The organism is Cytophagales bacterium (assembly GCA_019456305.1).
GTDB lineage: Bacteria > Bacteroidota > Bacteroidia > Cytophagales > VRUD01 > VRUD01.
Window position 1 is genome coordinate 22707 of the sequence record VRUD01000020.1, and the last position, 26439, is coordinate 49145.

17 protein-coding genes and 1 pseudogene (1 of these 18 cut by a window edge) are annotated in these 26439 nt (G+C 38.9%); 9 read left to right on the forward strand and 9 right to left on the reverse strand.

Features of this window, described 5'->3' with window-relative positions:
* Nucleotides 1-2 precede the first annotated feature (2 nt).
* The 6 genes from FVQ77_06095 to FVQ77_06120 all read left to right on the forward strand — a co-directional run bounded on the left by FVQ77_06095 (nucleotide 3) and on the right by FVQ77_06120 (nucleotide 7203).
* Nucleotides 3-1667, forward strand: a complete 1665-nt coding sequence (locus FVQ77_06095) for a T9SS type B sorting domain-containing protein (protein ID MBW8049899.1) — start codon at nucleotides 3-5, stop codon at nucleotides 1665-1667.
* A 629-nt stretch (nucleotides 1668-2296) separates the two neighbouring features.
* Nucleotides 2297-3766, forward strand: coding sequence for an IMP dehydrogenase (guaB, locus tag FVQ77_06100; protein MBW8049900.1), 1470 nt, complete (start codon nucleotides 2297-2299; stop codon nucleotides 3764-3766).
* 332 nt (nucleotides 3767-4098) lie between these two features.
* Complete coding sequence (locus FVQ77_06105) at nucleotides 4099-4323, forward strand: hypothetical protein (protein MBW8049901.1); 225 nt, start codon at nucleotides 4099-4101, stop codon at nucleotides 4321-4323.
* Nucleotides 4289-6394: a serine/threonine-protein phosphatase gene (locus FVQ77_06110; GenBank protein MBW8049902.1), complete on the forward strand. Its 2106-nt coding sequence runs from the start codon at nucleotides 4289-4291 to the stop codon at nucleotides 6392-6394. Before FVQ77_06105 ends, FVQ77_06110 begins: the two co-directional genes overlap by 35 nt.
* 67 nt (nucleotides 6395-6461) lie before the next feature.
* Nucleotides 6462-6797 (forward strand): STAS domain-containing protein, encoded by a 336-nt coding sequence (locus FVQ77_06115; GenBank protein ID MBW8049903.1) that lies wholly within the window; start codon nucleotides 6462-6464, stop codon nucleotides 6795-6797.
* Entirely contained in the window at nucleotides 6775-7203 is a 429-nt protein-coding gene (locus tag FVQ77_06120) for an ATP-binding protein (GenBank protein MBW8049904.1), read from the forward strand. The genes FVQ77_06115 and FVQ77_06120 overlap by 23 nt, the downstream gene beginning before the upstream one ends.
* 199 nt (nucleotides 7204-7402) lie before the next feature.
* Here the strand turns inward: FVQ77_06120 and FVQ77_06125 are convergent, their stop codons facing one another.
* The gene (locus FVQ77_06125; protein ID MBW8049905.1) at nucleotides 7403-13771 is read right to left on the reverse strand and encodes a PKD domain-containing protein; all 6369 of its coding nucleotides are present in this window, start codon (nucleotides 13769-13771) and stop codon (nucleotides 7403-7405) included.
* 135 nt (nucleotides 13772-13906) lie between these two features.
* Here FVQ77_06125 and FVQ77_06130 point away from each other — a divergent pair, with 135 nt between their 5' ends.
* The 3 genes from FVQ77_06130 (at nucleotide 13907) to FVQ77_06140 (ending at nucleotide 17921) form a co-directional block, all read left to right on the forward strand.
* Nucleotides 13907-14167 (forward strand): DUF4160 domain-containing protein, encoded by a 261-nt coding sequence (locus FVQ77_06130; GenBank protein ID MBW8049906.1) that lies wholly within the window; start codon nucleotides 13907-13909, stop codon nucleotides 14165-14167.
* A 9-nt stretch (nucleotides 14168-14176) separates the two neighbouring features.
* Nucleotides 14177-14434: a DUF2442 domain-containing protein gene (locus FVQ77_06135; protein ID MBW8049907.1), complete on the forward strand. Its 258-nt coding sequence runs from the start codon at nucleotides 14177-14179 to the stop codon at nucleotides 14432-14434.
* A 283-nt stretch (nucleotides 14435-14717) separates the two neighbouring features.
* Complete coding sequence (locus FVQ77_06140) at nucleotides 14718-17921, forward strand: T9SS type A sorting domain-containing protein (GenBank protein ID MBW8049908.1); 3204 nt, start codon at nucleotides 14718-14720, stop codon at nucleotides 17919-17921.
* Between the two features lie 46 nt (nucleotides 17922-17967).
* Here the strand turns inward: FVQ77_06140 and FVQ77_06145 are convergent, their stop codons facing one another.
* The 8 genes and pseudogenes from FVQ77_06145 to FVQ77_06180 all read right to left on the reverse strand — a co-directional run.
* The gene (locus tag FVQ77_06145; protein ID MBW8049909.1) at nucleotides 17968-19041 is read right to left on the reverse strand and encodes a rhodanese domain-containing protein; all 1074 of its coding nucleotides are present in this window, start codon (nucleotides 19039-19041) and stop codon (nucleotides 17968-17970) included.
* Between the two features lie 3 nt (nucleotides 19042-19044).
* Entirely contained in the window at nucleotides 19045-19569 is a 525-nt protein-coding gene (locus FVQ77_06150) for a CvpA family protein (protein ID MBW8049910.1), read from the reverse strand.
* Between the two features lie 99 nt (nucleotides 19570-19668).
* Nucleotides 19669-20127 (reverse strand): GatB/YqeY domain-containing protein, encoded by a 459-nt coding sequence (locus FVQ77_06155; protein MBW8049911.1) that lies wholly within the window; start codon nucleotides 20125-20127, stop codon nucleotides 19669-19671.
* Nucleotides 20124-22289, reverse strand: coding sequence for a tetratricopeptide repeat protein (locus FVQ77_06160; protein ID MBW8049912.1), 2166 nt, complete (start codon nucleotides 22287-22289; stop codon nucleotides 20124-20126). Before FVQ77_06160 ends, FVQ77_06155 begins: the two co-directional genes overlap by 4 nt.
* Nucleotides 22290-22301: 12 nt before the next feature.
* Entirely contained in the window at nucleotides 22302-23147 is an 846-nt protein-coding gene (locus FVQ77_06165; GenBank protein MBW8049913.1) for a HEPN domain-containing protein, read from the reverse strand.
* A 432-nt stretch (nucleotides 23148-23579) separates the two neighbouring features.
* Complete coding sequence (locus FVQ77_06170) at nucleotides 23580-24671, reverse strand: galactose oxidase (GenBank protein MBW8049914.1); 1092 nt, start codon at nucleotides 24669-24671, stop codon at nucleotides 23580-23582.
* Nucleotides 24668-26347, reverse strand: a complete 1680-nt coding sequence (locus tag FVQ77_06175; GenBank protein ID MBW8049915.1) for a T9SS type A sorting domain-containing protein — start codon at nucleotides 26345-26347, stop codon at nucleotides 24668-24670. Before FVQ77_06175 ends, FVQ77_06170 begins: the two co-directional genes overlap by 4 nt.
* Nucleotides 26348-26411: 64 nt before the next feature.
* Nucleotides 26412-26439, reverse strand: a pseudogene (locus FVQ77_06180) (hypothetical protein) (it continues 1106 nt past the right edge of the window).

Here is a 26439-nt window from a genome sequence, read left to right on the forward strand (position 1 = left end):
ATATGAATCCATTTAAAGATTTAATACTCATATTGTGTGTTTTACTATACTCAATTTGTGTTTTTGCACAAAAGCAAGGAAATATATGGTATTTTGGAGGAGATATTTTTAATCCAAATCTGCCGGGTGCTGGTCTTGATTTTAATAGTGGTTTTCCCCTTGCATTAACTAATAGTGGGATGGGTTATACAGAAGGCTGTGCAGTTTATTGTAATAGTGCTGGTCAATTATTATTTTACTCAGATAGTGAAAATGTGTATGACCGGAACCATAATATAATGCAAAATGGGAATAACATGGGTGGACATTGGTCTACAGCACAATCATCTTTAATAGTCCCTGTTACCGAAGATACTAATAAATTTTATATTTTTACGAATGATGGACACCCTACGAGTAATGGTACAGGTTTACATTATTCTATTATTGATATGAGTTTATATGGAGGTTTGGGAGCAGTTACAGTAGTAAAAGCTATTTCTTTACAAGCAAACACAAGTGAACAGTTGATAGGTACTAAGCATGCCAATGGTTGTGACTTTTGGGTTATTACGGTTGATTATAATACCTGTGTATTCTATGCCTATCAGGTCTCTAATGATGGAATTTCCTCACCGATTATTACTGATCTTGGATTTAACACTTTAGCATTTAATAATATTGAAATGAGTACCAAAGGAGATAAAATTGCAATAAAGTTACCATTTATAGTACCCGGTACCAGGTATCTTATTGATTTTGACAATTCACTAGGAACTTTTTCTAATCCATTAGATTTAGTTGTTGCTAATAATGCCAATACTGCTTGTAGTTTCTCTCCTGATGGAAACGTATTTTATGATGTTATTGCTTACTTGGGTGAAGATAGTTTATATCAATATAATCTAAATGCAAGTGACATCGTTGCTAGTAGAATTACTATAACGGCACTAAGCATCGAACGGAGAGGAGATATGAAAATTGGACCGGATGATAAAATATATATTCCTAAATTTTTTTCTTTCTACCTTGATGTAATAGATAATCCGAATATGGTAGGTCCTGGATGTAATTTTCAGCCAAATGCTGTGTTTCTTGAGGATAGAATTTCAGGATTTCAACTACCAAATGAGTCTTTAATAGCTAACTCTCTCCAACCACTTCTTGCTAATTTTGGAACAACTTCAATCTTATTTGTTGGAAATTTAATATCTTTTATAGATAGTTCTTTAACAAATCCAGATTCGTGGCATTGGGATTTTGGTGACGGGTACACTTCTGTTACGCAAAACCCTACACATACCTATGCTAAAGCTGGCACATATAATGTTTGTTTGACCGTGACATCTAAAGGATGCGGTACGGATAGCTTGTGTAAAACCATTAAGATTGTAAAAGAAAATAACTTATTCATACCTAATGCTTTTACACCAAACAAAGATGGGGAAAATGATGTATTTCGTATTATTGATAGCAGTGGTATTAAAAATATCTATTTAGCCATTTATAATCGCTGGGGAGAAATAGTTTTTGAAACTGGTGATATAAAAGAAGCTACTGAAACTGGATGGAATGGAAAGTACAAAGGAAAAGAATCCGGCATAGCTGTCTTTGTTTATTATCTTGAAGTTGAGTTTTTGGATGGAGAAAATAAAATTGAAAAAGGGGATATAACCCTGATACGATAAAGCTACAGGGTGAACGTTGGTAAGATAATTTTTTTCATATTTTACGCATATTTATTGCACATTACTTATAATATTACTATTTTTGCGGTGATTTTAGCAACCAACTTTTGTCTATTAGACCCAAATATTATAAAAGTCTCTCAATTTTGAGGGACTTTTTTGTTTAAAAGATGTTTTTATTATATCACCCAGACGCTAATCCCGGGTACTAATTTATTATAGTCAAGTATTTGTTAATATTTTTATTATAATGTTTCTTTTTCTACAGTCTGACTTTTTATTTTCCCTAAATTCTCATTACCTTTGCGCTCTATATTTACAATATCCAATAGGACATAGCGTTGTCAGTTGATTAAAAAATGAAATCTCGATATATTGAAGTGAAATTAAGATAAAGTTGCTGGTTGCTGGGTAAAGGTAGTGATTACTGTCAGAAAGAATTACCAACCTGCCTGCCGAAAGCAAATAATCCAGAACCCAGTAACCAGAGCCCAGTAGCTGTTCATTAAGAGCACACCTGCCCGCCAACAGCAAAGCAAAAGCAATGCAGGCGGGAATAATAGATTTGAATATAAATTTCATTTATCCCGGGTACTCGGGATGAAATTCCGATACTAAATTTAAAGGCCATGCCTATAGACAATTCCAAAATCCTTTACGAGGCCCTCACTTATGATGACGTGCTTTTACTTCCTGCTTATTCAAAAATACTGCCCAAAGAGACAGATACTGCTACTTATCTTACCAGGAATATCCAATTAAACATTCCCCTGGTTTCGTCTGCTATGGATACAGTCACCGAATTTGATATGGCTATTGCTATGGCTCAGGAGGGGGGGATTGGGTTTATTCATAAAAACATGTCTATAAAAGCCCAGGCTGAACAGGTACGCAAGGTAAAGCGATCGGAAAGCGGAATGATCTTAGACCCTGTTACATTAAATGGAAATTCTACTTTGGAAGATGCTTTTAAGATAATGAAAGAAATGAAGATCGGTGGAATTCCAATTGTAGATAAGCAGCAAAAATTAGTAGGCATCATTACAAATCGTGATCTGAGGTTTCAGAAAGATCTCTCATTGCCGGTTACAGACGTAATGACTAAAGAAAACCTGGTCACTGCAAATAAAGGCGCAAACCTGAAAGAAGCCGAAGATATTTTAAAAAAGCATAAAATTGAAAAACTGCCTGTAGTGGATAAAGACTACCGTTTGATAGGGCTTATCACCTATAAGGATATCTTAAAGAAAAAAGACCGTCCTAAAGCATGTAAAGACAAGTATGGAAGATTGAGGGTTGGGGCAGCCGTAGGAATAAAGAAAGATTCCTTACAAAGAATAGACGCATTGATTAAGGCAGGAGCAGACGTTATCTGTATTGATACAGCACATGGGCATTCTAAAAGTGTCATTGATGCCCTCAAAGAAGTAAAACGAACCTTTAAAGATATAGATGTTATCGTTGGTAATGTGGTAACCGGAGAAGCTGCCACTGCCCTGGCAGATGCAGGAGCAGATGCTGTAAAAGTGGGCATTGGCCCGGGGAGTATCTGCACTACCCGCGTGATCGCAGGCATAGGGATGCCCCAACTGTCAGCAGTTTATGAGTCTGCGAAAGCATTATCAAAAAGGGATGTTCCTGTAATTGCCGATGGAGGCATTAGATTTTCCGGAGACGTTGTAAAAGCCATAGCAGGTGGAGCAGGTGCTGTCATGATCGGTTCTTTGTTAGCCGGTACCGAAGAAGCGCCTGGAGAGGTAATTATCTATGAAGGCCGCAAATATAAAACCTACCGTGGGATGGGGTCAATAGAAGCCATGCAGGACGGCTCTAAAGACAGGTACTTCCAGGATTCAGAAGAAGATGAGCGTAAATTAGTGCCTGAAGGGATCGTAGGCAGAGTACCTTATAAAGGCTTCGTTTCAGAGGTGATCCTTCAACTCATAGGGGGATTAAAGGCAGGCATGGGCTACTGCGGTGCACAAAATATCCAAAAACTCAAAGACGCTAAATTTGTAAAGATCACTCCAGCTGGCGTGATGGAAAGCCACCCACATGATATACAGATCACTAAGGAAGCGCCTAATTATTCCAGGTAAGAACCTAAATTTATTCAAAACAAGTTTTAATAAAAACCCACGAGCTCGTGGGGAAATACATTTACCAGTATGATACAAGTTGGCAGTTGGCAGTTGGCAAAATTGCCAACTGCCAACTTGTCTATTAACACCAACAAAATTATAGACAACATGTTAGTCTTAAAGATTTTTTAAGTGCCTAACTTAGTAATCCCGAATACTCAAGATGAAATTGCTTTACATTAATTGAAATTCCTAAATTATTAACCATGATTTCCTTTATATTCATGTTTTCGGCATTTCTGCTAATCATAGCATTAGTAGGAAAATTGACAAATAGACCTGTCCGTACGATGCAACTTCTTCTGTTTATGACCTTCCTGTTATTTTTCTTTTTTATCATAGTGCTTTTAGAGCCAATTACAGACCCGTATTTACTGGAAGATCACGGGATAGTATTTATTTTATTCGCAATTATAGCAGGTCTTCTCCATTTTCCATATCATTGGCTTGAAGCATTGTTACGAAAGCAAATATTAAAGGATGAAAAAAGAAAAGAAAAAGAAAATAGATTATAAAAACATTACTAAAACCTGGCTTCTTGCAGCTACAATTGCCTGGCTATTGATGCTTGCACTTAGTTCTGTTATTGCCCTCGGCTTAAGCGCTGATCCGCCAACAGATACTGACATTCCTGGTTATATAATTACTGCTCTTTTGACGCTTTTCTTCTTGTTTATTTTCCTTTACTACCGATTGTCGGTTGGTAGTTTGGAAGGAGTAAATATTATTGAATTGCTATTGAATCTCTTTGTTACAGGCTTATTAACGATAATTGCCTCATCATCGTTAATATTCTTTTTATGGCTCATAAAAGGAAGCGCCCTGGCTGAAAATCCTCTATTATTAAATTTATTCTATCACATTCATATTGTTCTTGTTACCATTTTCGTAACAAAAACTTTTTTTGTCTGGAAAAGGTTGGTGTTGTATCAAAAAACTAAAGTGCTCGCAATTACATGGCAGATTTTTGAGTGGATAATCGCTGCCACCCTTATTTTAAACTTTTTAAACCTTAATATTTCAGACGCTGTTTTCCTGATAGTTTGTATGATCATAGTCTTTTACGGGCTTTTATTATCTGTGAATGCTAAATGGGTGGCGTATCTCAATTTCAATCAAAAATTGAAAAGTATTCCGCTAATACTTTTCATACTAATTTTCGGGGCAGCATTTTTTTATAGTATTTTCTATCAGTCTGATCAGACCCTGCACTTAATAAAAGGAGATTTCGTCTATGCCGGGGTTGATATTTCCCGTAAGATCTTTATAGGAGCAGTGTTTACATTTTTCTTTATCTATGGTATTTCCTCCTTGCTTGTGGTATTATTTAATCTGCCCACCTCCTCTGTTTTTGAACAAAAATTTGAAGAAGCCCTTAACTTTCAAAGATTGGGCCAATCCATTCAATTAGGCAAAGATGAAAAGCAGGTATATGATCTACTTCTGGAAAGCAGCATAAAAGCCGTGGCTGCAGATACTGCATGGGTAGAAACCACTAATGATGACTATGAAACTGAAACTATAGTTGAAAAAAATATATTGCTTGCTGATATGTATAATATTAAAAACATCATTGAACAAAGCTATATCAGTTCTAATTACCAGCCCTACTGCTCAAACAACCTGAAAAAGAACAAATATTACAAGGGAATTACAAAATCGAAATACAATTCACTTTTGATCATACCGATTTATACACACAATCAAAGGTTTGGAACATTTGTATTGTTAAAAAAAGTGAAAGGAGGTTTTGATAATAATATGATCAATATCACTAAAACTTATGTCAGCCAGGCAAGCGTTTCTATTGAGAACTTAAGATTAATTTCTGAAGCCATTGCGAACGAAAGATACAAGGAAGAATTGAAAATTGCTGATAAAGTTCAGAAAAGTTTGCTGCCTGACAGGTTAATTTCCAATGGCAAATTTGAAATAAAAGCTTTTTCACAGGCTGCCAGCGAAGTAGGAGGCGACTTCTATGACATTTATTCCTTGCCAAAAAACAGATTTACCGTTGTAATTGGGGATGTATCCGGTAAAGGCACTTCGGCAGCATTTAATATGGCACAGATGAAAGGCATATTCCAAAGCCTGGCACAATTAGACCTCCTTCCTGATAAGTTTATGATCTATGCCAATAATGCTTTGAGCCGTTGTCTGGAAAAGTCTTCTTTTATCACACTTTCTTTTTTTATTATTGACACCGGAAAGCAGACTATTAATTTTGCCTCGGCCGGACACTGCCCTGCTCTCCATTATGATAGTGTCAAAAAAGAAACTAATTTCTTACAAAACCAGGGGCTTGGACTTGGCATTTTAAGAAATAAAAAATATGCTGAACACATTAACAATGAGCAGTTCAGTTATAAAGTGGGTGATGTTTTACTACTTTATACAGACGGGATCACTGAAGCCAAGAATACCAAAAATGAGGAATATGGGTATGAAAGAATTAAAGATATCCTGGATCAATCTCATGACTTGAGTTGTGATCAAATAATTAAAAACTTAAGCACAGACCTCTATAATTTCAGTGAAGATAAACATCCTGAGGATGATTTTTCAATCTTGGTGACAAAATTTTAATGGTTATTCAAACCTATTGATTTATATTACGTAAGTAAATCTACGTAAGTAGATCCGCTAATCTATTATGGAGATAAAAACCAAGAAAGAAAGTGATATTTTATTTATCCGCATAAGTGGTGACCTGGATGCCAGCAATTCGATCCAGATTGATGAAATTATTGGAAATGCAGTTAGTTCGGATGAAAAAAAGCTGCTCATAGATTGTAAAGATTTGAATTATATTTCTTCAGCAGGGCTTGGTGTGTTTATGTCGTATCTGCAGGAATTTGAAAAAAAAAATATAGCGTTGATCTTTTTTGATATGAACGAAAAGGTCCGAAACGTTTTTCAAATTCTTGGTTTAGACAAATTGGTTAATATCGTTAATTCCAAAGAAAATGCAAGAACAATTGTCCATTGATAACACCTTCAGCGTAGCGTGTTGTAAAAGTAATCTTAAGAAGGTCAGGGCGTATGTCAGCCAGCGTTTGAGTAAATATGCTTTACGCGAAGTTGAACAGAATCAAATTGTATTAGCCGTTGAAGAAGTTTGCGCCAACCGCATGATACATTCCAATGATTGCAATGAAGCAAAAATGATTGAGCTGACGATCACAGATCAAAACGGAAATTTGATCTTTGAGATATTTGACCACGGCACAGCATTTGACCCTTCGGATTATCAGCCGCCTACAAACAAGGATATCATAGATAAAAAACGAAAAGGCGGGCTCGGGCTTAAATTAGTCAACAAGATCATGGACAAAATTGAATACTGCCAGAATGGGGAGGGGAATGTATGCAGGCTTTTTAAGAAGATAGGATAGTAGGATAGTTGAAATTTTAATAAATCTAATTGAATTATTAAAGCAATGATTATTGATTATATTATATTAATAGTGACGTTTCTTCTCGTTGCATCACTACCCATTGTTATATTTTGGCAAAATTCGCAAGGCGAAAAGGAAATGGGAAAAAGGGGTGTATAAAGTAACATATATGCTACAGTAAAGCTTACGTTCTCAATTATTGAACTATCAGCTTCCCATTACTTATTAAATTCTCTCCCGCTCTTACTGAATAAAAATAAATACCTGCCGGCAGATCACCTCTTTTTAGCCTGATCTCTGCTACATCATTTATTTTATGATTTACAGTATAAGAAATACTTCGTTTGCTGCCCACAATATCATAAAGTGATAAAACCACCCCTGACTTATACTTATTTAATGAGGTTAGTATTAATGTTGTTTCTGTGGTGAATGGATTGGGATAGATTTTAACTCCGCCTGCCAAATTTGTTTCGGTAATATCTGTAGGCTGAGGAACCTGAATGGTCAAAGAATCTATACAATCCAATGAATCTGTAACCACAACCTGATAAGCCCCTGCCACTAAACTATCAATATCTTCGGTAGTAGCTCCGTTATCCCATAAAAAGGCATAAGGAGGCGTACCACCGGTAACTGTCAGGTTTATTGCTCCATTATTACCCAGTGTGGGTGTGTCAACAATGCTTGTAATGAAGATAGAATCCGGTTCGGTAATTATTATGCTGTCCGAGATGGTGCAGCCCTGGCTGTCTATTACGGTTACAATGTAATTAGCTGCACATAAATTATTAAAATTACAATTAGCCCATGAACATGAAAATGTATAGGGCGCTGTCCCTCCGAAAACATTTAACATAATAGAACCATCGCATAATCCATTACAAGAGGCATTTGTAACAGATGAAATAAGAATTAGTGGGGGTGGTTCACTGAGGGTTACTGAATCAATAACAACGCAGCCGTTGGCATCCGTTACCGTTACCGTATTCGTTCCTGCACATAACCCGGTTGCAGTCGAATCGGTGCTTCCATTTGGCTGCCATAAATAAGTATATGTCCCTGTGCCGCCTGACGGAGTTACTGTTGCAGCCCCATCACATACTCCAGCACAAGTGGGATTTGCACTGTTGGTGATGACTGAAGTCAATGCCGGTGGTTCATAAATGGTAACACTGTCCATAACAACGCAACCATTGACATCAGTCAATGTTAAATGATATGTTCCTGCACATAAACCGGGTCCAGGCCAGGGGACGATATCCCACACATACATATAAGGAGGAGTGCCACCCGATACTGTTACTGTGACATCGCCATCACACACACCATTACAACTAATATTTATTGGTATAATAGTAACCGAAATTGAATCAGGTTCTACAATGGTTACAGTATCTATTCCGGGGGAGCATCCATTTGCATCGCTTACAGATACAATATAGGTGCCGGCACATAAGCTATCGGCTGTTGCTGTTGTTTGTAACAATGGGTCATCCCATTGGTATGTATATGGTGGCGTACCCCCTGCAGCGGAAACAGTAGCCAATCCGTTACAGGCTCCAATACAGCTTGGGCTAAGTGAAGATGTAACTGCTGCAATTATTGGAGCTGGCTGATCAATATTGGTGTCTGCAGAGGCTATACATCCGTTTGAGTCAGTAACGATCACTATATGGATTCCTGCTGCTAAACTATCAGCAGCAGCAGTTGTATCTCCATTATCCCAAATAAAGCTAAATGGAGGGACGCCACCCGAATCAACTGATACAGCAGCAGTACCATCACTGCTGCCATTACAGGTAATATTTGTTATGGAAACTATGGAAACCGCAGGAGGGCCTGCATCACCCACCGTTACTGTCCCGGTATCAATACAACCTATTGCGTCAGTAATTATCACGCTATATCCTCCTGCTGTCAGTCCGGTAGCAGTATCGGTAGTCTGTGCAAGAGGATCGTCCCATAGATATGAATATGGGAAAACACCGCCTGAGACAGAAACGACCGCCATGCCGTTAGCGCTGTCACAGGTGGCATTATTACTGCTGATAATAAGTGTTGCAGAGGATTCATTAATGGTAATATTTGCTATATCCGCACAGCCATTGGAATCTGTAACTACTACGTTATAGATACCTGCACACAAGCCGGCAGCAGTAGCATTGGTTTGTGCAGAATCATCATCCCACAAATAAGTAAATGGAGGTGCACTGCCGGTCATTGAAGCGGTAGCGCTGCCGTCACACATGCCGCTGCAACTGACATCACTGCTGGAAGTAATCATAGCTGTACCGGCCGGAAGGCTGATGATCGCAGCAGTATCCGTTCTCGTACAACCGGTACTATCGGTAACGGTAATTGTATAAGTTCCCGCACTCAATCCCATAGCTGTAGCTGTGGTCTGAGAGAGAGAGTCATCCCATTGATAAGTATAAGAACTGTCACCACCGGAAGCAAACACCGTAGCTTCACCATCATTCTGTCCGCAGTTGGCATTAATAACAGATATTGATAACGTAATAGCAGGAGGTTCATTAATTGTAATGACAGCAGTTGCAACACAATTATTAGAATCAGTAACTGTAATGGTATAAGCGCCCGCCAGTAAACCCACAGCCGTGTCCGTTGTTTGCAAAAGCGGGTCATCCCATTGATAGGCATATGGGAGCGTGCCGCCGGAAGCAGAAGCGGTTGCTTCCCCATCACTATAGCCGTTGCAGCTAACGTCAAGCCATGAAGTTATGCTGACTATTGGAACGGTATTGCTAACAAATACAGCGCCGGTATCTGTACATCCATTTGTGTCAGTAACTATAACAGAATATGTACCTGCTGCCAACCCGGTAGCCGTATCATTAACCTGGGCAGACGAATCATCCCACAAAAAAGTGTAAGGGGCAGCGCCACCGGAGGCAATAACGAAGACTTCTCCATCTGCATTTCCGCAATTGGCATCAACAGAACTGAGGGCAAGAACAATAGGAGGTGGTTCTGTAATGGTTAAGCTTGTTGTATCTGTACACCCATTGGTATCTGTAACGACTACGCTGTGTAAACCTGAACATATAATGGCAGTAGAATCAACCTGGTTTGAAGGGCTCCAAAACCAGCTATATGGAGGACTGCCGCCCGATGCAGTAGCCGTTGCCACCCCATCACAGGCTCCTATACAGGTTGTATTTGTAACACCAGTGACAGCAGCAGTAGGTTCCTGGTATATTGTTGCAGTAACCCTGGTGTTTTCACTTGTACAGGGTTCCTTTACTTCCCAATCGTAAAAGAAGTAATAGTAGGATGTAGGAGCATTGACACCTGTGATGGAGAGCCAGCCGGGTAAGATATATGGGTAATTAGCGCCCGTGCTGTTCCGGAAGAGGTCAGGGGTGCCTGAGATCCCTAATTGCAGGTCAGTACCTACCGGTACATCAAAATTCAATGTTATCCTGCTTTCTCCATCCTGGATATATATAAGTGTGTCACGGATGACCAGGCCGATATTATCACGCAACTCGATGGTTCTGAAGCCTGCTCCCTGTGCATACACCAATACGGAGACTATCCTGAGGGATTTATAGCAATCAAAGACCAGGTGCCTGTCGCCCTGGAAATTGGCTCCGGAACCGAATGTATTGTCAGGAGGGCCCACATACTGAGATGCCGAAAGAACCACTTCTTCAACCCAATAATCAGTGGTTGCTGATAATGGAGGCGTATTATAGGTTGAACCTGTGTTAACAAGATTGGTTGTGAGCGAATCATCATACCAGTTAATCAGGCCGGCACCGGAAGCAGATAATGCCACACTGCCCTGTCCGCACCTTGCTGCGGGAATAGCGGCAGGTGCAGCGGGTTTTGAAACCGTGATATAAGAGGCCTGTATCAGGGAATCAGCGCCAAAACCATTTGTTACAACCAGTTTTACCGTATAGGTTCCGTTATTAACGTAAGTATGGACAGGATTTTGTTGTGTAGAAGTATCCCCATCACCAAAATACCACAACCAGGAAGCAGCGCCATTGGAAGACAGATCCATGAAGTTGATCACTCCCGTACAGGTTGAAGTAACATCAGAGGTGAAACCGGCAACAGGCGGGGTGCTGGGATAAGTACAGTTCCAGTTAATTTCGAACCCATCTCCATTTACCAAAGGGTCTGCAAAATGCAGGATTGTAATTGATCCACCGGTAGAGGTAATGGTAACGGGGCTTCCTGTAGTATTGCAAAACTTCCCAAAGGAAGGATAAGTGGTGTTTGGGCCATCAAAAAATTCAACATAATCATAATCACAAGGGTCGGGGCCACCGCTCCCCGGTTCGATGTCGAAGGAAATAATATTCAGGGTGACTGTGGCAGCTCCAAGAGGAGCGATTGTAATATAGTTGGTCGTATTATCAGCATAAGTACCGGCAGGACCTCCATTGTCGTATAATGTGCCGGTACAGGATGTTTGCAGGTCACCTTCTCCGGATAGAGGCATGTTTACGATACAGGGCAATGTTGAATCAACGACTATATATGCCGTTTTAACGGTTGTATCTATTCCACAGGCGCCTCCATCGGCAACTAAACTGACAGTAAATGTACCATAGGAATTGTAAATGTGGGCTGGGTTCACAGCGCTATTAGTGTCTCCATCCCCAAAATCCCAGTAAAAGCTGCCGCCATTGGAACTGAGGTTGGTAAAATTTGCAGTGAAGGGAAAGGAGCATGATGAGGCAGGGTTGGCAGAAAAGTCGCTAATTACTGTAGGATTAAAAATACCTCCGACCCCTACCGCATACCACGCATCTGTAGTTGCGATTACTTCAGGAGTACAGGGGCCAAAAATATCAATGGCTGACTGGATCGCGTAGAACCTGGCATCATCGTATTGTGCATTTGGCCAAAGGTAAACGGTAAGGTTCCTGAAAGCTATAGCGCCTGCATTAGCAAGCCCGATTCCCGTAATGTTATAGCTGTCTCCATTATCATTGGTGCCGCTGCCACCATTTGCGAGGAGATAATACCAGAAATTCTGAACACCGCTGTTGGTGTGAACGCCTCCGTTGTCTCCGGGTCCGGTAGCCCAATTCACTCCCAGATAAGTATCCGGATCACCATAGACTTTAGGATCAGCCATTGACCTGAGCACGACCCCGATGTCTTCCCCGACCAGCCAGTTTGCCTGGGCGGGTTTGCCATAAAATTCAACAGAAGTACCCAATATGTCACTGAAAGATTCATTCAATGCTCCTGATTCGTAAGAATAAACCAGGTCAGCGGTAAAATCAGTCAGTCCGTGACCGATCTCGTGCCCGGCAATATCCAAAGCCGTAAAAGGGCTATAGGAACCGGACCCGTCTCCGTATGTCATTCTCTGCCCGTCCCAGAAAGCGTTGGAGTAATTGTTATTGTAATGTACATAACTTCTTAACATAAACCCACTTCCATCAATACTATTTCTGCCATGATCATTCCAAAGATAATCGTAGGTCATTTCAGCGCCCCAGTGAGCATCAGTTGCTACTTCGTCCTGGTCGGCATTGACGTTATTCCAGAAATTGTCCGCATCGGTAAAATCAACAGCGTTGCCGTAATTCGTACCGGTGTTCATATCCCACGTTTGAATACCATTTCCCCTACCCGCTTCTCTCAGTCGGTAACCGCTTCCGGTGCTATCTGTGATTATGGTTTTGGTGCCGCTGTATTTTGTAACAGCGGTCCCCGGAACGTCATTGGTACGGATCCGGTTGTTTTCAAAAATAACTTCGCCTGTTACGGCATCTACAAATATGTATGCCCTGTATAAAGGTTCGGATGCGTAAATATCGAATTTATAAGCCAAACGGTAGTCAGTGGATTTATTATTCCCGTTTTTTGGTACAAACACGAGCTTCCCATCCGGATAATAAGTAGCATTCGGATCGTTTGTTACAAGCTTCAGGTGTTCCTCTTCTCCGGGGATTTCCCATTTATAAACGGTGGCAGCCCCCCTAAATCCCCCCGAAGGGGGGACTTTGCCATCTCCTTTTCCCCCTATAGCAGCATTAATGTATTGCAGCGCTTTATTCAGCGCCTGGTTTTCACTTAGTTTTGGAATTGAATTTAAATTCAGCGCGTTGAATAGGATGCCATTCATTGATTTGACTTTCCTATTCTTGACATGGACCATGTATATTGCTCCTTCAATAGGAATATCATTCAAGGTTTGTTGATATTTGTAATGTGTAAATCCAAGATTATCTTTTTCGTATTTGAGAAACTTTAACCGCGACCCATCCTCAATTTTAAATGTACGATTCAGCCATTTTTCAATTCCCGCACCCTCTAACTCCCTAAAGGGAGAACCCCCTCCCGCTAAATCCCCAACACTCCCTTCCTCATCCTGATAAGGAGGATTGTCAAATTTGATCCCAGCTCGATCACCGAACCTGATATATTGCGGAATAGAAGTATTGAACCCTGGTTTTACAAGCTCACTTCCCGGGACTGCTTTCCGGGCTTCTTCACCGTAAAAAACCTGAGAAAAAGAGGTGAAGATAAAAAAGAAAGTGAAAGTGAAGATGAATAACGTTTTTTTCATAGCCCAAATATAGTAAAAATTTTCGTTGATGCAAAATTTATATATAAAAAATATCCGATTCACTGGGTAATTTTACCGGTATTTTGGATAATTCATTTAAATTTACTATAATTGCAAGAAAGAAAATTAAATTCTATGCCTGAGTTATGCAGATTTTATGGAATTGTTGTTCAGATGTTTTACAAAGATCATGAACCGCCTCATTTTCATATTACCTATAACGAATATAGAGCTAAAGTTTCAATAGAAGATCTGAAGTTAATTTCCGGCAAATTTCCAAGAAAAGGACTGAATTTAATACTTGATTGGGCAGAACTTCATCAAGAAGAACTTTTAGAAAAGTGGGAGTTAATGAAAAATGAAAAACCACTTGGTAAAATTGAACCTATAAAATAATGTATAATCATGCATTGGATTAAAGAAGTAAGATACCTCAGAGAATATAAATTAGAAATTATTTTTGATGACGATTATATTAAGATCATTGATATAAAATCTTTTATAGGAGGTAATGGTGTATTTAAGGAATTAAAAGATATTGAATACTTCAGAAAAGTAAAAAAAGACCCTTATTCAAATACAATTTGCTGGCCAAATGGTGCAGATATATGCCCTGATGTTTTATACGAAATTGGAAAAACAATTGAATATATTAAAGATTGATTAACATTTAAAATTCTGACAAGTTTTGGCAAAATATTTAGTTTTTGGCTGTTAGTTTTTGGTTATGGTTTGATAGTTTATGGTTATAGTTTTTTAGTTTGTTGGTCGTGCCATGAGTCCGGCATTAGCAAACTATTGAACTAATGAACTAAAACTAACAACCAAATAACTAAAACTAAAAACCAAAAATCCTGAACTAAAATTTTGGTTCTGGCTACGCCAGGTTAGGATTTTGTTTTATTTTTGTATATTTACACCAATTAAAATTAATACAACAATAGATATGAAAAAATCATTCTTATTCGTGTTCGCTTTTATTGCAGGAATAAGCATTTCAAGCGGACAAGCCTCCTGGGGCGTTCAAATCGGCCATACTTGCTATGACCTCCAGACAAACGCCGCAATACGTAACGGACTTGTGAGTAAACCTAACGGCACCATGGCTGCCGTATGGATCCAAAATCATTCATGTACCACTCCTCAGCCAGATCCGGCTGACAGGGGTATTGGTTACAACTATTATAATGGCGCTTCATGGGTGTATGGTATTAATGGTGAGTGCGGGATTCCTCATGGCTGTGCTTCAGGATATGTTGGATGGCCTAACATTGTTTGGTCAGATTCTATGGATGAGATCGTAATTACTCATACTCCTCTAAAAATAACGAGGCGTCCCATACAAGGTTCTGGCGCGTGGAGCACAACAACTCTGCCTTTCACTTATCCTTATGGCGGTGATGTGTGGCCCAGGGCTGTTGCGGATGGGAATTATATTCATATTATAAGTTCAAGTCCGGCTGGGGTAACTCCAGGTGGAGTAACGAGACCTGCAATTTACTACCGGTCTTCTGACGGTGGAATGACGTGGGATATTACGAATTTGCTTGTTCCGGGTATGGACGATACAACCGTAATTGGTGGAATAGGCGCTGATTCTTATGCTATTGACGCCAGGAATGGTACGGTTGCTTTCACAGCAGGTGGTTGGGGAGAAGACTGGATAATGTGGAAATCCACTGCTAACGGAGATATCGGTACGTGGAGCTTTACAATAATTGCACCCTTTGATACTGCAGGTAAATTATACTTTGGCCCTAATAGTTATGAAGTTTGGACTTATGATGATGCACACGCAGTTACTGTTGACAATAATGGTATGGTTCATGCTTCAACCGGACAAATAGTGCTTGAAGTTAACAGCCTGGGAGTACCTACAGGCAGCCTTTTCCCTTTGGGAGATGATGGACTCTATTACTGGAATGAAAACATGAGCGCTCCTCTTATTGTAGCCGGGTTGGTTGACCTGCCCAACTGGACCTGTACGCCTACGCCTTGCCCGCCCGATGGTGACCCATCCAGTGGAATAGGCAATAATTTTCCTATCTATTACCTGGGGGTTACGTCTATGTCGCAGATCTCTGTTGATCAAACCGGCAATCCATACATTGTATATGCAGGCATGGTTGAGTGGACCTCAAATACAGGAGATACTTCAGGTCAATCATTCAGAGACCTGTATTTGGTTTATTCACCCGATGGCGGTTGTACCTGGAGCAAACCAATTAACATAGCAGGTCATCCATTATTAGGTAATGTTGATGACGGCTCAAGCGGCACGGGATTTGAGGAAGATGTTTATCCAATGACCAACAAAATGATATGGGCAGACAACCGAATTCATATTGTTTGGCAGGAAGACTCAGAGCCTAGTACTGAGCTTCAGGGTGGTGGTCCAACTGCTATTAACTACATGATGTACTATTCTTTTGATGTTACTACCTTGCCGTTTGATACCGGCGCCTTGGTTGTGTGCTCAGGCATACTTGCTGTTACTCCATTATCTTCTCAAATTTGTGCCGGGGATAGTGTTGTCCTTACTGCAAGCGGTGTCGATACATATTCCTGGTCTCCGTCAGGCAGTCTGAGTGCCGGCACAGGCGATACTGTAATTGCTTTCCCATCTGCTACTACTACCTATACCATAGTGGGAACAGATACCACAACAGGTATTGTTGATTCAGCGACAGTTACCGTAACGATATTGGGAAATACTCCTGCTGCAGGTTTCACTGCCGGCTCAACTTCCGGGTGTGATACTTTAACAACAACCTTTATCAATACTTCTACGGGTTCAACGGGATATATGTGGTCATTCCCGGGAGGAACTCCATCTACTTCTACCGTTGCAAATCCATCTGTAACCTATAACGCCCCGGGAGCTTATGATGTTGAATTGATAGCTATTGGTTGCGGAACAAATGATACACTTTCTACTGCGGGCTATATCACAATTGATTCGTTACCTGGTATCTTTGTAACACCGTCATCTGCAATTTGTTTTGGAAGTAGTGTAATTCTGACAGCCACGGGAGGAAATTCATATGCCTGGTCACCCGCGGCAGGATTAAGCGGTACATCAGGTGCTGTTGTAACTGCTGCACCAACAACTACCACAACGTATGTCGTTATCGGCACAGATACAAATGGCTGCAGCAATACAGCATCAGTTGCCGTGACCATCTACCCTTTGCCAACCATTTCTGTCAATCCTCCATCCGGGGTAATATGTGACAGCGGTTTGGTTTCACTTACAGCTAACGGGGCTATTACGTACAGTTGGTCACCTTCAACCGGTTTAAATGTTGATACGGGGGCTATTGTTGACGCCTCACCTTCCTTTACTACTACTTATACTGTAACAGGAACTGATAATAATGGCTGTTCAGGCGCTGTATCAATTACCGTAGTTGCAGCTAATTCGCCAACAATTACCGTAAATCCTGCATCACCGGCAATTTGTCCGGGTGAACCGGTAACACTCACTGCAAACGGAGGTACTACATATACCTGGTCACCGCCTCAGGGATTGAGTTCTACGGTCGGGGCCTCTGTTGTTGCTTCACCTGATTCTACTACCACTTATACAGTAATTAGTGTTGACGCTAACGGTTGTTCCGGTACTTCGTCCATCACAGTATCCGTGAATCCATTTGTAGGTTCATTTAGTTCAGATAAAGATACTGTTGATCTTGCAATTTCTTTTTTTATACAATTTACCGACAACACCAGCGGCTCTACTTCCTGGTCATGGAATTTTGGTGATGGTAATTTTGCTACTATCCAAAATCCACCCTATAACTATTTTTCTGAAGGGATTTACACCGTGGTATTGATAGTATCAAATGGTACCTGCACGGATACAGTCCAAAAAACGATCGTGGTAATAAAAACCACAGGCATCAGTGAAGATCTAAACGAAAGTTTAAAGATATATCCGAATCCTGCTGCCGGTATGTTGATCATTCAGTCTAATGGTATCAAGATAGAAAGCATAAAGCTGATCAATTCTTTAGGACAGATTGTATTGGATGTAGTGCCGGAAGGAACAAATAAATTGGATATTTCAAAACTAACAGCAGGGAATTATATTGTACAGATTGAGACAGAAAAAGGTGTGGTATCAAAAAATGTTGATATAAGCAGATAATAATAGAATTTGTAAAGAATTAGATAATAGATCCATTACAATACGATTACTTTTTAATTTGATAATACGGATCATATCCATTCATTTCTTTTTGATAATAGCCGCTCTCGTTAAGTGGCCGTTTTTTAGGATGAGCCATACATTGCTTTGAACAAGCGCCCTCATACGTCAGGCCACACTTCTTACAGATGGGCAGGTGTAAATTACACTCCGGATTCGCACAATTAACCATCCTGTCGCAAGTAGAATCACAAATGTAACACCTGGAAATAACCACTGGATTTACTTTGTTAACATCCACGGCTATCCTACTGTCAAACACATAGCATTTACCATCAAAATCCTTTCCACCTTCTTTATAGCCATAGTTAATAATACCCCCGTGAAGCTGATAAACATCTTTAAAGCCCTGCTGAAGAAGGTACGCACTTGCCTTCTCGCATCTTATACCTCCTGTACAATATGTTAATATCTTGCAGTTTTTATAGCGTTCTAATTCCTTAACTTTTGAAGTAAAATCCCTGAAGTGGTCAATATTTAAGGTAACCGCATTTTTGAACCTACCTATTTTATGTTCAACATTGTTTCTCACATCCAGAACCACTACAGCCCCCCTACCAGCCCCCCTAAGTCCCCCTGAATCGGTGAATGGGTGAATCGGTGAATCGGTGAATCGCTTCGTTTTCCCTCTCTCCGTTTCTCCGATTCCCCGTTTCTCCGATTCAAGTTGGCTTGGAGTTAGGGGGGGGCTGTGGATTAATCTTTTAAATTCATTGGGTTCTAAGTACACCCCGGTTTTTTTATTTGGATCAATTGCAGGAAATCCCAAACTTACTAACTCAGGTTTTACGCGCACATTTAGTTTTTTGAAAACATGACCTTGGTGCTCATCAATCTTAAATTCAATATTTTTGAAACGGGCATCATTTTTTAGAAATCGCCTATATTTTTCGCAATTTTCCTTAATGCCTGAAATAATTCCATTGATACCTTCTTTAGCTATAATAATTCTTCCTTTAAGGTTTGAAGATAAACAATAAAGATGATGCTCTTTTCTGAAGTTCTCAGGATCATCAATAGGGGTGTAACAGTAATATAATAAGATACTATACGCTCTCATGTTTTATATTTGTAATAAATCCTTAATTGAATCCATCAAATCCTGTATAAAAGGCAAAAACAGCGCAAACCAGGCAATTATCATCGGGGCTAAATTTACCATAAAAGGAAATAAAAAAGTACCTGTTGTTGCATCCTCCGGAAAAACTATTCCTGCCAGTTGGACCAGCCATAAGATAATGCTTAAACCAAATGCCCATTTTATCAGGCCTACCAAAGCCCCGGAAAAATTGTCGAGACTTCCAAGTAAAGTATAATCTAAAACCTTTTTCAAGGCCTTTCCTAAAATATTTACCAATATTACGATAGAAATAAATATTAGTATAAAGGCAAGTATAGGTATCAACTTATGATAATCTCCAATAAAATTTGTGAGTGTATGGATCCCCCAGTGTAACAATTTAAATCCACCAATAACTCCCAGAACTAATGCGAATATAGCTACAATTTCCAGCAACAGACCTTTTTTATAACCTCTGTAGGCGCCCCATAGTAAGGGAATCAGCAAAATTATATCAAGAAACTTCAATGATACTAATGGGCATCTCTAAAAACTACATATTTTTTAAAACACACCCCTTGCCCCTCTTGATAGAGGGGAATATATGGTGTAGTTTTTAGAGATGCCCTAATGATAAAATACTAATAGCTTTTTAACCAAATCAGCAATAACTTTTCCATCTGCCTGGCCTGCTAATTCCTTCGTGGCAATCCCCATTACTTTACCCATATCCGAAGGAGCCGATGCCCCAATCTTTTTTATGATCTCTTTTAATTTATCGGTAAGCTCATTATCAGATAGCTGTGCCGGCAAATATTTTTCAATTATTTTCAACTCTGCTAATTCAACTCCTTCAAGATCTTTTCTACTTTGTGATGCATAAATTTCGGCAGATTCTTTTCGCTGCTTTACTGCTTTCATCAAGAGCTTTAATTCAGCATCTTTGGATAATTCACCCCCGGAACCCTTTTCAGTTTCGGCTATTAATATCAGTGATTTAACGCTTCTTAAAGCGAGCAAAGCAACCCGATCTTTGGATAGCATCGCTTTTTTGATATCAGCATCAATTTGTTCTTTTAAGTTCATTTACAATATTTCTTAATAAAATCATATGCCTCAAAAATACCAAGTTCACCGGCTTTACTCCAATCTAAGCAGGCGCCATCTTTATCTCCGGATTCATATTTAGTGGCGGCTCTGATAAGATAAGCCAAAGAAAGATCAGGTTTCATTTCAATCGCCTTATTATAATCCTTTACAGCTCCTTTATATTGTCCTAATTCACTTTTAGCTTTACCCCTGTTATAATAAGCCAAACCATAATCCGGATTTAAATTGATCGTCTTGCTGTAATCCTGTATTGATCCTCTATAATCTCTTAATTCATCTTTTACAACACCCCTGAAAAAATATGCCTCTGCATTGCCAGGATTTAATTCTATCGCTTTATTGAGATCCTTAATTGCGCCTTTATAATCTGCTGTTTTACCTTTAGCAATACCTCCGTTCAGATAGGCTTTAGCAAAACCGGGTTTTAATTCAATCGCTTTATTGAAATCTTTTATTGCCCCTGAATAATCTTTTTGATGACTTTTAGCAACACCTCTGTTATACCAGCACTGATAATATTCACTGTTTAATTTTATCGCTTTACTGTAATCCTTTATTGCTCCTTTATGATCTCTTAATACTTCTTTCGTGAGCCCTCTATTGTAATATCCACCGACCCCGTCAGGATTTAATTCTATCTCCTTATCGAAATCAGGCATTGCTTCTTTATAAAACCCTGATCTGCTTTTAGCAATACCCCTGTTTTTATAAGCATTGACAAGGTCTGGTTTCAGATCAATTGCCTTGTCGTAATCCTGTATAGCTTCTTCGAAATTGCCTGATTCATATTTAATAAGTCCTTTGTAAAAATACGCCATAGCATCATCAGGATTTAACGCTATTGCCTTATCGTGGTCCTGGGTTGCACCTTTGTAATCCTTTAATTTATATTTTGCCTGGCCCCTGTTATTATAAAGATTTGCATCGTCAGGATTCAACTTTATCGCTTTACTGAAATCATCTATTGCCCCGTTGTAATCTTGCAGATCTACTTTACTGAAGCCTCTGTATAAATAAGCTTTGGTATAATCTGATTTTAGTTTTATTGCTTTATCGAAATCCTGTATTGCGCCTCTATGGTCTTGTAAATATTTTTTAGAAAGTCCCCTGTTATAAAAAGCTAAAGCAAAACCTGGATTCAGCATAAGCATCATATTATTATCCTTGATGGAACCACTATAATCCTGCAAATAAGCTTTTGCAAGCGCCCTGTTATAATAACCCTCATCCAAAGCAGAGTCCATCTGGATTGCCAAATTAAAATCCCATATTGCTGCATTATAATCTCTCAACTCATATCTGGCAAGAGCTCTGCTATGATAAGCATCAAGATAATCAGGTTCTATAGCCAGAACAGTATTATAATCCTGTATTGCTCCATTGTAATCCTGTGAATCAGCTTTTACAAGGCCTCTGTTATAATAAGCTTCAAAATCGTCAGGATTTGACGCTATTGCCTTATTGCAAACTTCTATTACTCCGATAGTGTCTTGTAAGTATTTTTTGGAAACAACACTGTTATACCATGGCCTGGCAAAAATATGGTTTAATATAACCTTTTTATTATGCTGTATAGCTCCAATGTAATCTTCTAAATTATCATTAATATCACTCCCACTTAAAAGCAGGGGTCCCGAATACCCGGGATCAAAAATTTTTAGCTCAATTGCTTTATTACAATCCTTTATTGCTTCATTGTAAAGGCCAGACTCATATTTGGCGATCCCTCTTTCATAAAAAGCTTCATGATACTCAGGGTTTAAGTCAATTGCTTTATTGTAATCGTCTATTGCTCCCAGATATTTTTTAAAGCCGACTTTAGCCTTACCCCTGTTATAATAGCGCTCAACTATTTCTGGTTTCAATTCGATGGCCTTATCAAAATCCTGTATTGCGCCTTCATAATCCTCTAATTCATATTTAGCAAGCCCCCTTCTATTATAGGCCTTATCATAATTAGAAAAAAGCTTAATAGCTTTATTCAGATCTATTAGCGCTGCTTTATAATTACCGGATTTATGTTTTTTAAGACCGCTCTTATAATAATCTTTTGCTGACTTTTGGGAAAAAGCATAAAAAGCAACCACGAGTAGAAGAAATGTAAGTGTGATTTTGTTCATTTTTTTTTGATGCTGCATTACTCAGTTAATTTACATTTCCATCCCTCTTTTTTTATTTTTCTCTTTTTTCATTTCTTTTTGGATATAATTTTCTATGGTTTGATTAAACTCTTTACCATTTTCTATCTTTGTGGCAGCTTCTTCTTTGGAAATAAATCCAACGACAGAATCATAGTCTGCTTCTTCTCTTTTATCTTTTGTATCTATAAAATATTTGCTCATATCTTTTGGAAAAATACCAGTTTTAATAAAAAGCTCTCCGAACTTTGAAACAATAGTTTTATGTTGAAAGCCAAATGGATCTATATTATTTGTTAAAAGAGCTGCCTGTGCAGCGTGAAATATAGAATAATAGCAGCGCGAAACTGAACCTTCATAACTTTCATTTTTGAAAAGTAATTCTGCGTCACTAAATTCCCTTTTTGATTTGTCAATTAATATTTTTATTTCCTTTTTAAATTTCATAGGTCTAAAATTTTCATGGAATGGTTTTCCGTTATTTTTAAGTTTTCTTTCGTAATAAATTTTTTTCATTTTTTGTGGCGTTAATATTTCACCGGATTTTAATAAATCAATACCATCATTACGAACATTTAAATAAAAAGGCATGTTGTTCGTTTTATATTGATTTTCAGATACCACAAACCCTGAGATCTCTTCATTATATTTTAATATAAGGTCATAAATTATATCTCTTCTATTAGTCTCTTTTTTTTCATTCATCCTGCCTTTTAAAACGATCAAAAGATCAATATCCGAATATTCCGTTGCCTCCCCCCTTGCCTGGGAACCGTACAATATCAACTTGCTCAAACGTTCACCGTAGAGCTTTGTTACTGCTTTTTTGACGTCTATAAGTATTTTTTCTATTAACATAGATACGAATTTATAATGCTAATCCCGCCTTTGGCGGGACTAATGATACGAATAAAAGACACATTACAAGTATTTACATTGCCACAAAGATAGCAAAAAAAGATTCACCCCGTGAGATAATACTTAACCAAATGCATAGAAACTTTTAAAATATGCTATCTCACGGGGTGAACTTTCGGCTTTAAGGGCTTGCCGAAAAATAAGTTCCGATTTTTGCATCACAACTTTGCCACATCTTTGATCCCTCCCTCCATAGCTGGCTGCTCGCTAAATTCTGCCAAAGGGCAGAATTTTTTACGCTCGCCCCTCCTCAATCGCAAAATCCTCAAAATAACGCTGCTATTCCTGCGGTTTTGCTCAATCGGATAAGCCAAATCTGTAACAAATTTGTGCGCAAAAATCTGGAACTTATTTTTCGGTAAGCCCTAAGTATTAAGGCGTATATTCCCAAAAATCTTTTATAAAGGTACCATCACTCCTTGACCCTGTTCCAATATAACCTTTGGAGCCGATGGAAAAGCCCACAGGACTTGATCTGGCTGTACCGCCAAAGTTGGTTTTTTTCGTCCAGGGTGTGCCCCCTATAATATCAGCTGCAGGGTCGTATTCCCAGAAGTCTTTTTTACTAGCGCCACCAATTTCTCCTCCTGTTCCGATATACCCTTTGGAGCCGATGGAAAAACCCACAGCGCCTAATCTTGCCGTACTTTCAAAGTCGTCTTTTTTCGTCCAGAGATCGGTGCCGGGATCGTATTCCCAAAAGTCTTTTAGAGGGTTGTTACCATCATATCCTGTTCCGACATACCCTTTGGAGCCGATGGAAAAACCCACAGCTTTAGCTCTTGCTATACCGCCAAAGTCAGCTTTTTTCGTCCAGGTATCGGTGTTGGGGTCATATTCCCAGAAGTCTTTTAGATAGCTATTATTCCATCCTGTTCCGATATACCCTATTGAGCCGATGGAAAAGCCCACAGCATAGTATCTTGCTGTACCGCCAAAGTCGGCTTTTTTCGTCCAGGTATTGCTGGTAGTGTCATATTCCCAGAAGTCTTTATCGTTACCAGATCCTGTTCCGATATACCCTTTGGAGCCGATGGAAAAGCCCACAGCAGCATATCTTGCACTGCCGCCAAAGTCGGCTTTCTGCGTCCAGAGATTGGCGCCGGGGTCGTATTCCCAGAAGTCTTTATAGTTAACTAATGTTCCCGAAATGAAATATTGCCCTGTTCCGATATATCCTTTGGAGCCGATGGAAAAACCCACAGCAGAACTTCTCGGTGTGGTAGTAGTGTCTATTGAGATAATTAGGGTATCAGGGCAGATAGACAAAGTAGTATCGGAACATAGGGTATCAATATCACCTAAGTCGGCTTTTTGTACCCATACACCTAAACCTGCTTCGTTTGGTTTAGATTTATCCTCATCTTTTTTGCATCCATAAAAAATAAATATTCCCAAACCACCCGCAATTGCTATACAAATCATAAAGCAATTGTAAGCTATAAAATCCCTAAACTTTTTCATTTGATCAAGATAAGCTTTTTATTAACATTGAGGTTTTTACCTGCAAATTTCAAAAAATACATCCCATCGGGGTAGCCAGACAGATCAATTTGATGGGAGTTATTATTGTGTAGTAAATTTTGCATTACAATGAGCTTGCCTTTAATATCATAAACGTAGACCCATCCCTGAAGTGATGGACTATTGATAGCTGATATATAAACCACACCATCAGAAGGATTGGGGTATATTTTTATTGATCTGTTTATAGTTTTATATTCAGGTATTGCAGTAGCGAAACCGGATTCACCAAAAACGGGCCTTATCATCATACTTCCTTCCGAAAGGTCGTACCTGATCCATTGTCCGGCAACATTATAAAAAATATGCTGGTTGGTATTGGTATTTTTATCAAAGCCAATATTTAGAATATCGTTGGTGTATTGCATCCAGCCTACATAAAAAGTATCGCTGACTATACCGTCCCATATAAGAGAATCAATTTTATAGCTGTCAAATTTGTTTATGCTTCCCTGGTATAGAATCTGCACGTCTTTTGAGTATAAAGTATCATCGTTTGCAGCATTTACAGTATCAATATGTTTCCATACCATGAGCTTAAAAGTTTTGCCGTTATGGTTTTCGCCTAATTGGGTAAAGTACATTTGTATTTCGGTAAGTGTATCGGGCTCGTTGAGAATAAATCTATATGCTGCTCTGCCAAAAGGTACGTTTATTCCAATGCCATATTCTGCGCTGCCGTCATCGTACGCGTAGTAATTGTCTAAGATTGTAAAACCGGAGATTGTGTCGTTTGATGTAAATGTGCTATCACTTTCAATCTTAAATTTGTATTTTATTTTAAGTGCACTATTAAAATCTGTTAATTTGTTTTCATCAGGTAATGCATTTAATTGACATTGTTGATATTGTTTATTTGGACATTGATTAGGAGTGAAATAGGTAGTGTCAAGAATGATATCAATCAATGAATCAATGCTGCTTTCATTACTTATAGATAATTCACATAAAACATCCATTGAAAGCTGCTGTTTTCTTAAATTATTAGTAGTAACGGATATGATATCAGCAGTTTCAGCGCTTTTTGTGGAATTATCAACAAAGTATTGATTATGAGGCATTGCTGAATATCTGCTAAGAAAAGATGTAGGAGAATTACTAAAAGCAAAATCATCATTTAATGTATCGTTTGTATAAAGGTAAACATAATCTATGTGCCAGACATCATAATTGCCGGAAAGGCGGCCAAATGATTGAAATTTAAATTGAAAGCCTTTGTGAAAATAGGCAAGGTTATTATCAGTAATTGCAATGAATTCCTGCTTAAAATCTAACGCAATACTATCTCCTACATTTATTGCATTCCCTTTTTTCCCCCAAACCCAATTCCATGTACTATCTTTAGCCAGAAACTCTAACCAGATCGAATCAGAAGGGTCAGGATTCAAATTTGCATCTACACCACCGGCTTGCCAGAAAAAACTAAAATACGCAAATATCCAAGTGGTATCATATGTATAAACATAAGTAGTATCATAGGTACTGTCTATTGAGATAATAAGGATATCAGGGCATACAGGGAAAGTAGTATCGGAACAAACGGTATCAATGGATAATGTTATAGTATCAACAACAGCAGAATCATTAATATAAACAACAGCAGAATCAACAGTCATACCAATAGTATCGAAAAAATACGCAAATATCCAAGTGGTATCATATGTATAAACATAAGTAGTATCATAGGTACTGTCTATTGAGATAATAA

Bases quoted from the DNA above. Each gene is read 5' to 3' on its own strand.
- FVQ77_06095 (MBW8049899.1), top strand. From the start codon at position 3: ATGAATCCATTTAAAGATTTAATACTCATATTGTGTGTTTTACTATAC.
- guaB (MBW8049900.1), top strand. From the start codon at position 2,297: ATGCCTATAGACAATTCCAAAATCCTTTACGAGGCCCTCACTTATGAT.
- FVQ77_06105 (MBW8049901.1), top strand. From the start codon at position 4,099: ATGCAACTTCTTCTGTTTATGACCTTCCTGTTATTTTTCTTTTTTATC.
- FVQ77_06110 (MBW8049902.1), top strand. From the start codon at position 4,289: ATGAAAAAAGAAAAGAAAAAGAAAATAGATTATAAAAACATTACTAAA.
- FVQ77_06115 (MBW8049903.1), top strand. From the start codon at position 6,462: ATGGAGATAAAAACCAAGAAAGAAAGTGATATTTTATTTATCCGCATA.
- FVQ77_06120 (MBW8049904.1), top strand. From the start codon at position 6,775: ATGCAAGAACAATTGTCCATTGATAACACCTTCAGCGTAGCGTGTTGT.
- FVQ77_06125 (MBW8049905.1), bottom strand. From the start codon at position 13,771: ATGAAAAAAACGTTATTCATCTTCACTTTCACTTTCTTTTTTATCTTC.
- FVQ77_06130 (MBW8049906.1), top strand. From the start codon at position 13,907: ATGCCTGAGTTATGCAGATTTTATGGAATTGTTGTTCAGATGTTTTAC.
- FVQ77_06135 (MBW8049907.1), top strand. From the start codon at position 14,177: ATGCATTGGATTAAAGAAGTAAGATACCTCAGAGAATATAAATTAGAA.
- FVQ77_06140 (MBW8049908.1), top strand. From the start codon at position 14,718: ATGAAAAAATCATTCTTATTCGTGTTCGCTTTTATTGCAGGAATAAGC.
- FVQ77_06145 (MBW8049909.1), bottom strand. From the start codon at position 19,041: ATGAGAGCGTATAGTATCTTATTATATTACTGTTACACCCCTATTGAT.
- FVQ77_06155 (MBW8049911.1), bottom strand. From the start codon at position 20,127: ATGAACTTAAAAGAACAAATTGATGCTGATATCAAAAAAGCGATGCTA.
- FVQ77_06160 (MBW8049912.1), bottom strand. From the start codon at position 22,289: ATGCAGCATCAAAAAAAAATGAACAAAATCACACTTACATTTCTTCTA.
- FVQ77_06165 (MBW8049913.1), bottom strand. From the start codon at position 23,147: ATGTTAATAGAAAAAATACTTATAGACGTCAAAAAAGCAGTAACAAAG.
- FVQ77_06170 (MBW8049914.1), bottom strand. From the start codon at position 24,671: ATGAAAAAGTTTAGGGATTTTATAGCTTACAATTGCTTTATGATTTGT.
- FVQ77_06175 (MBW8049915.1), bottom strand. From the start codon at position 26,347: ATGACTGTTGATTCTGCTGTTGTTTATATTAATGATTCTGCTGTTGTT.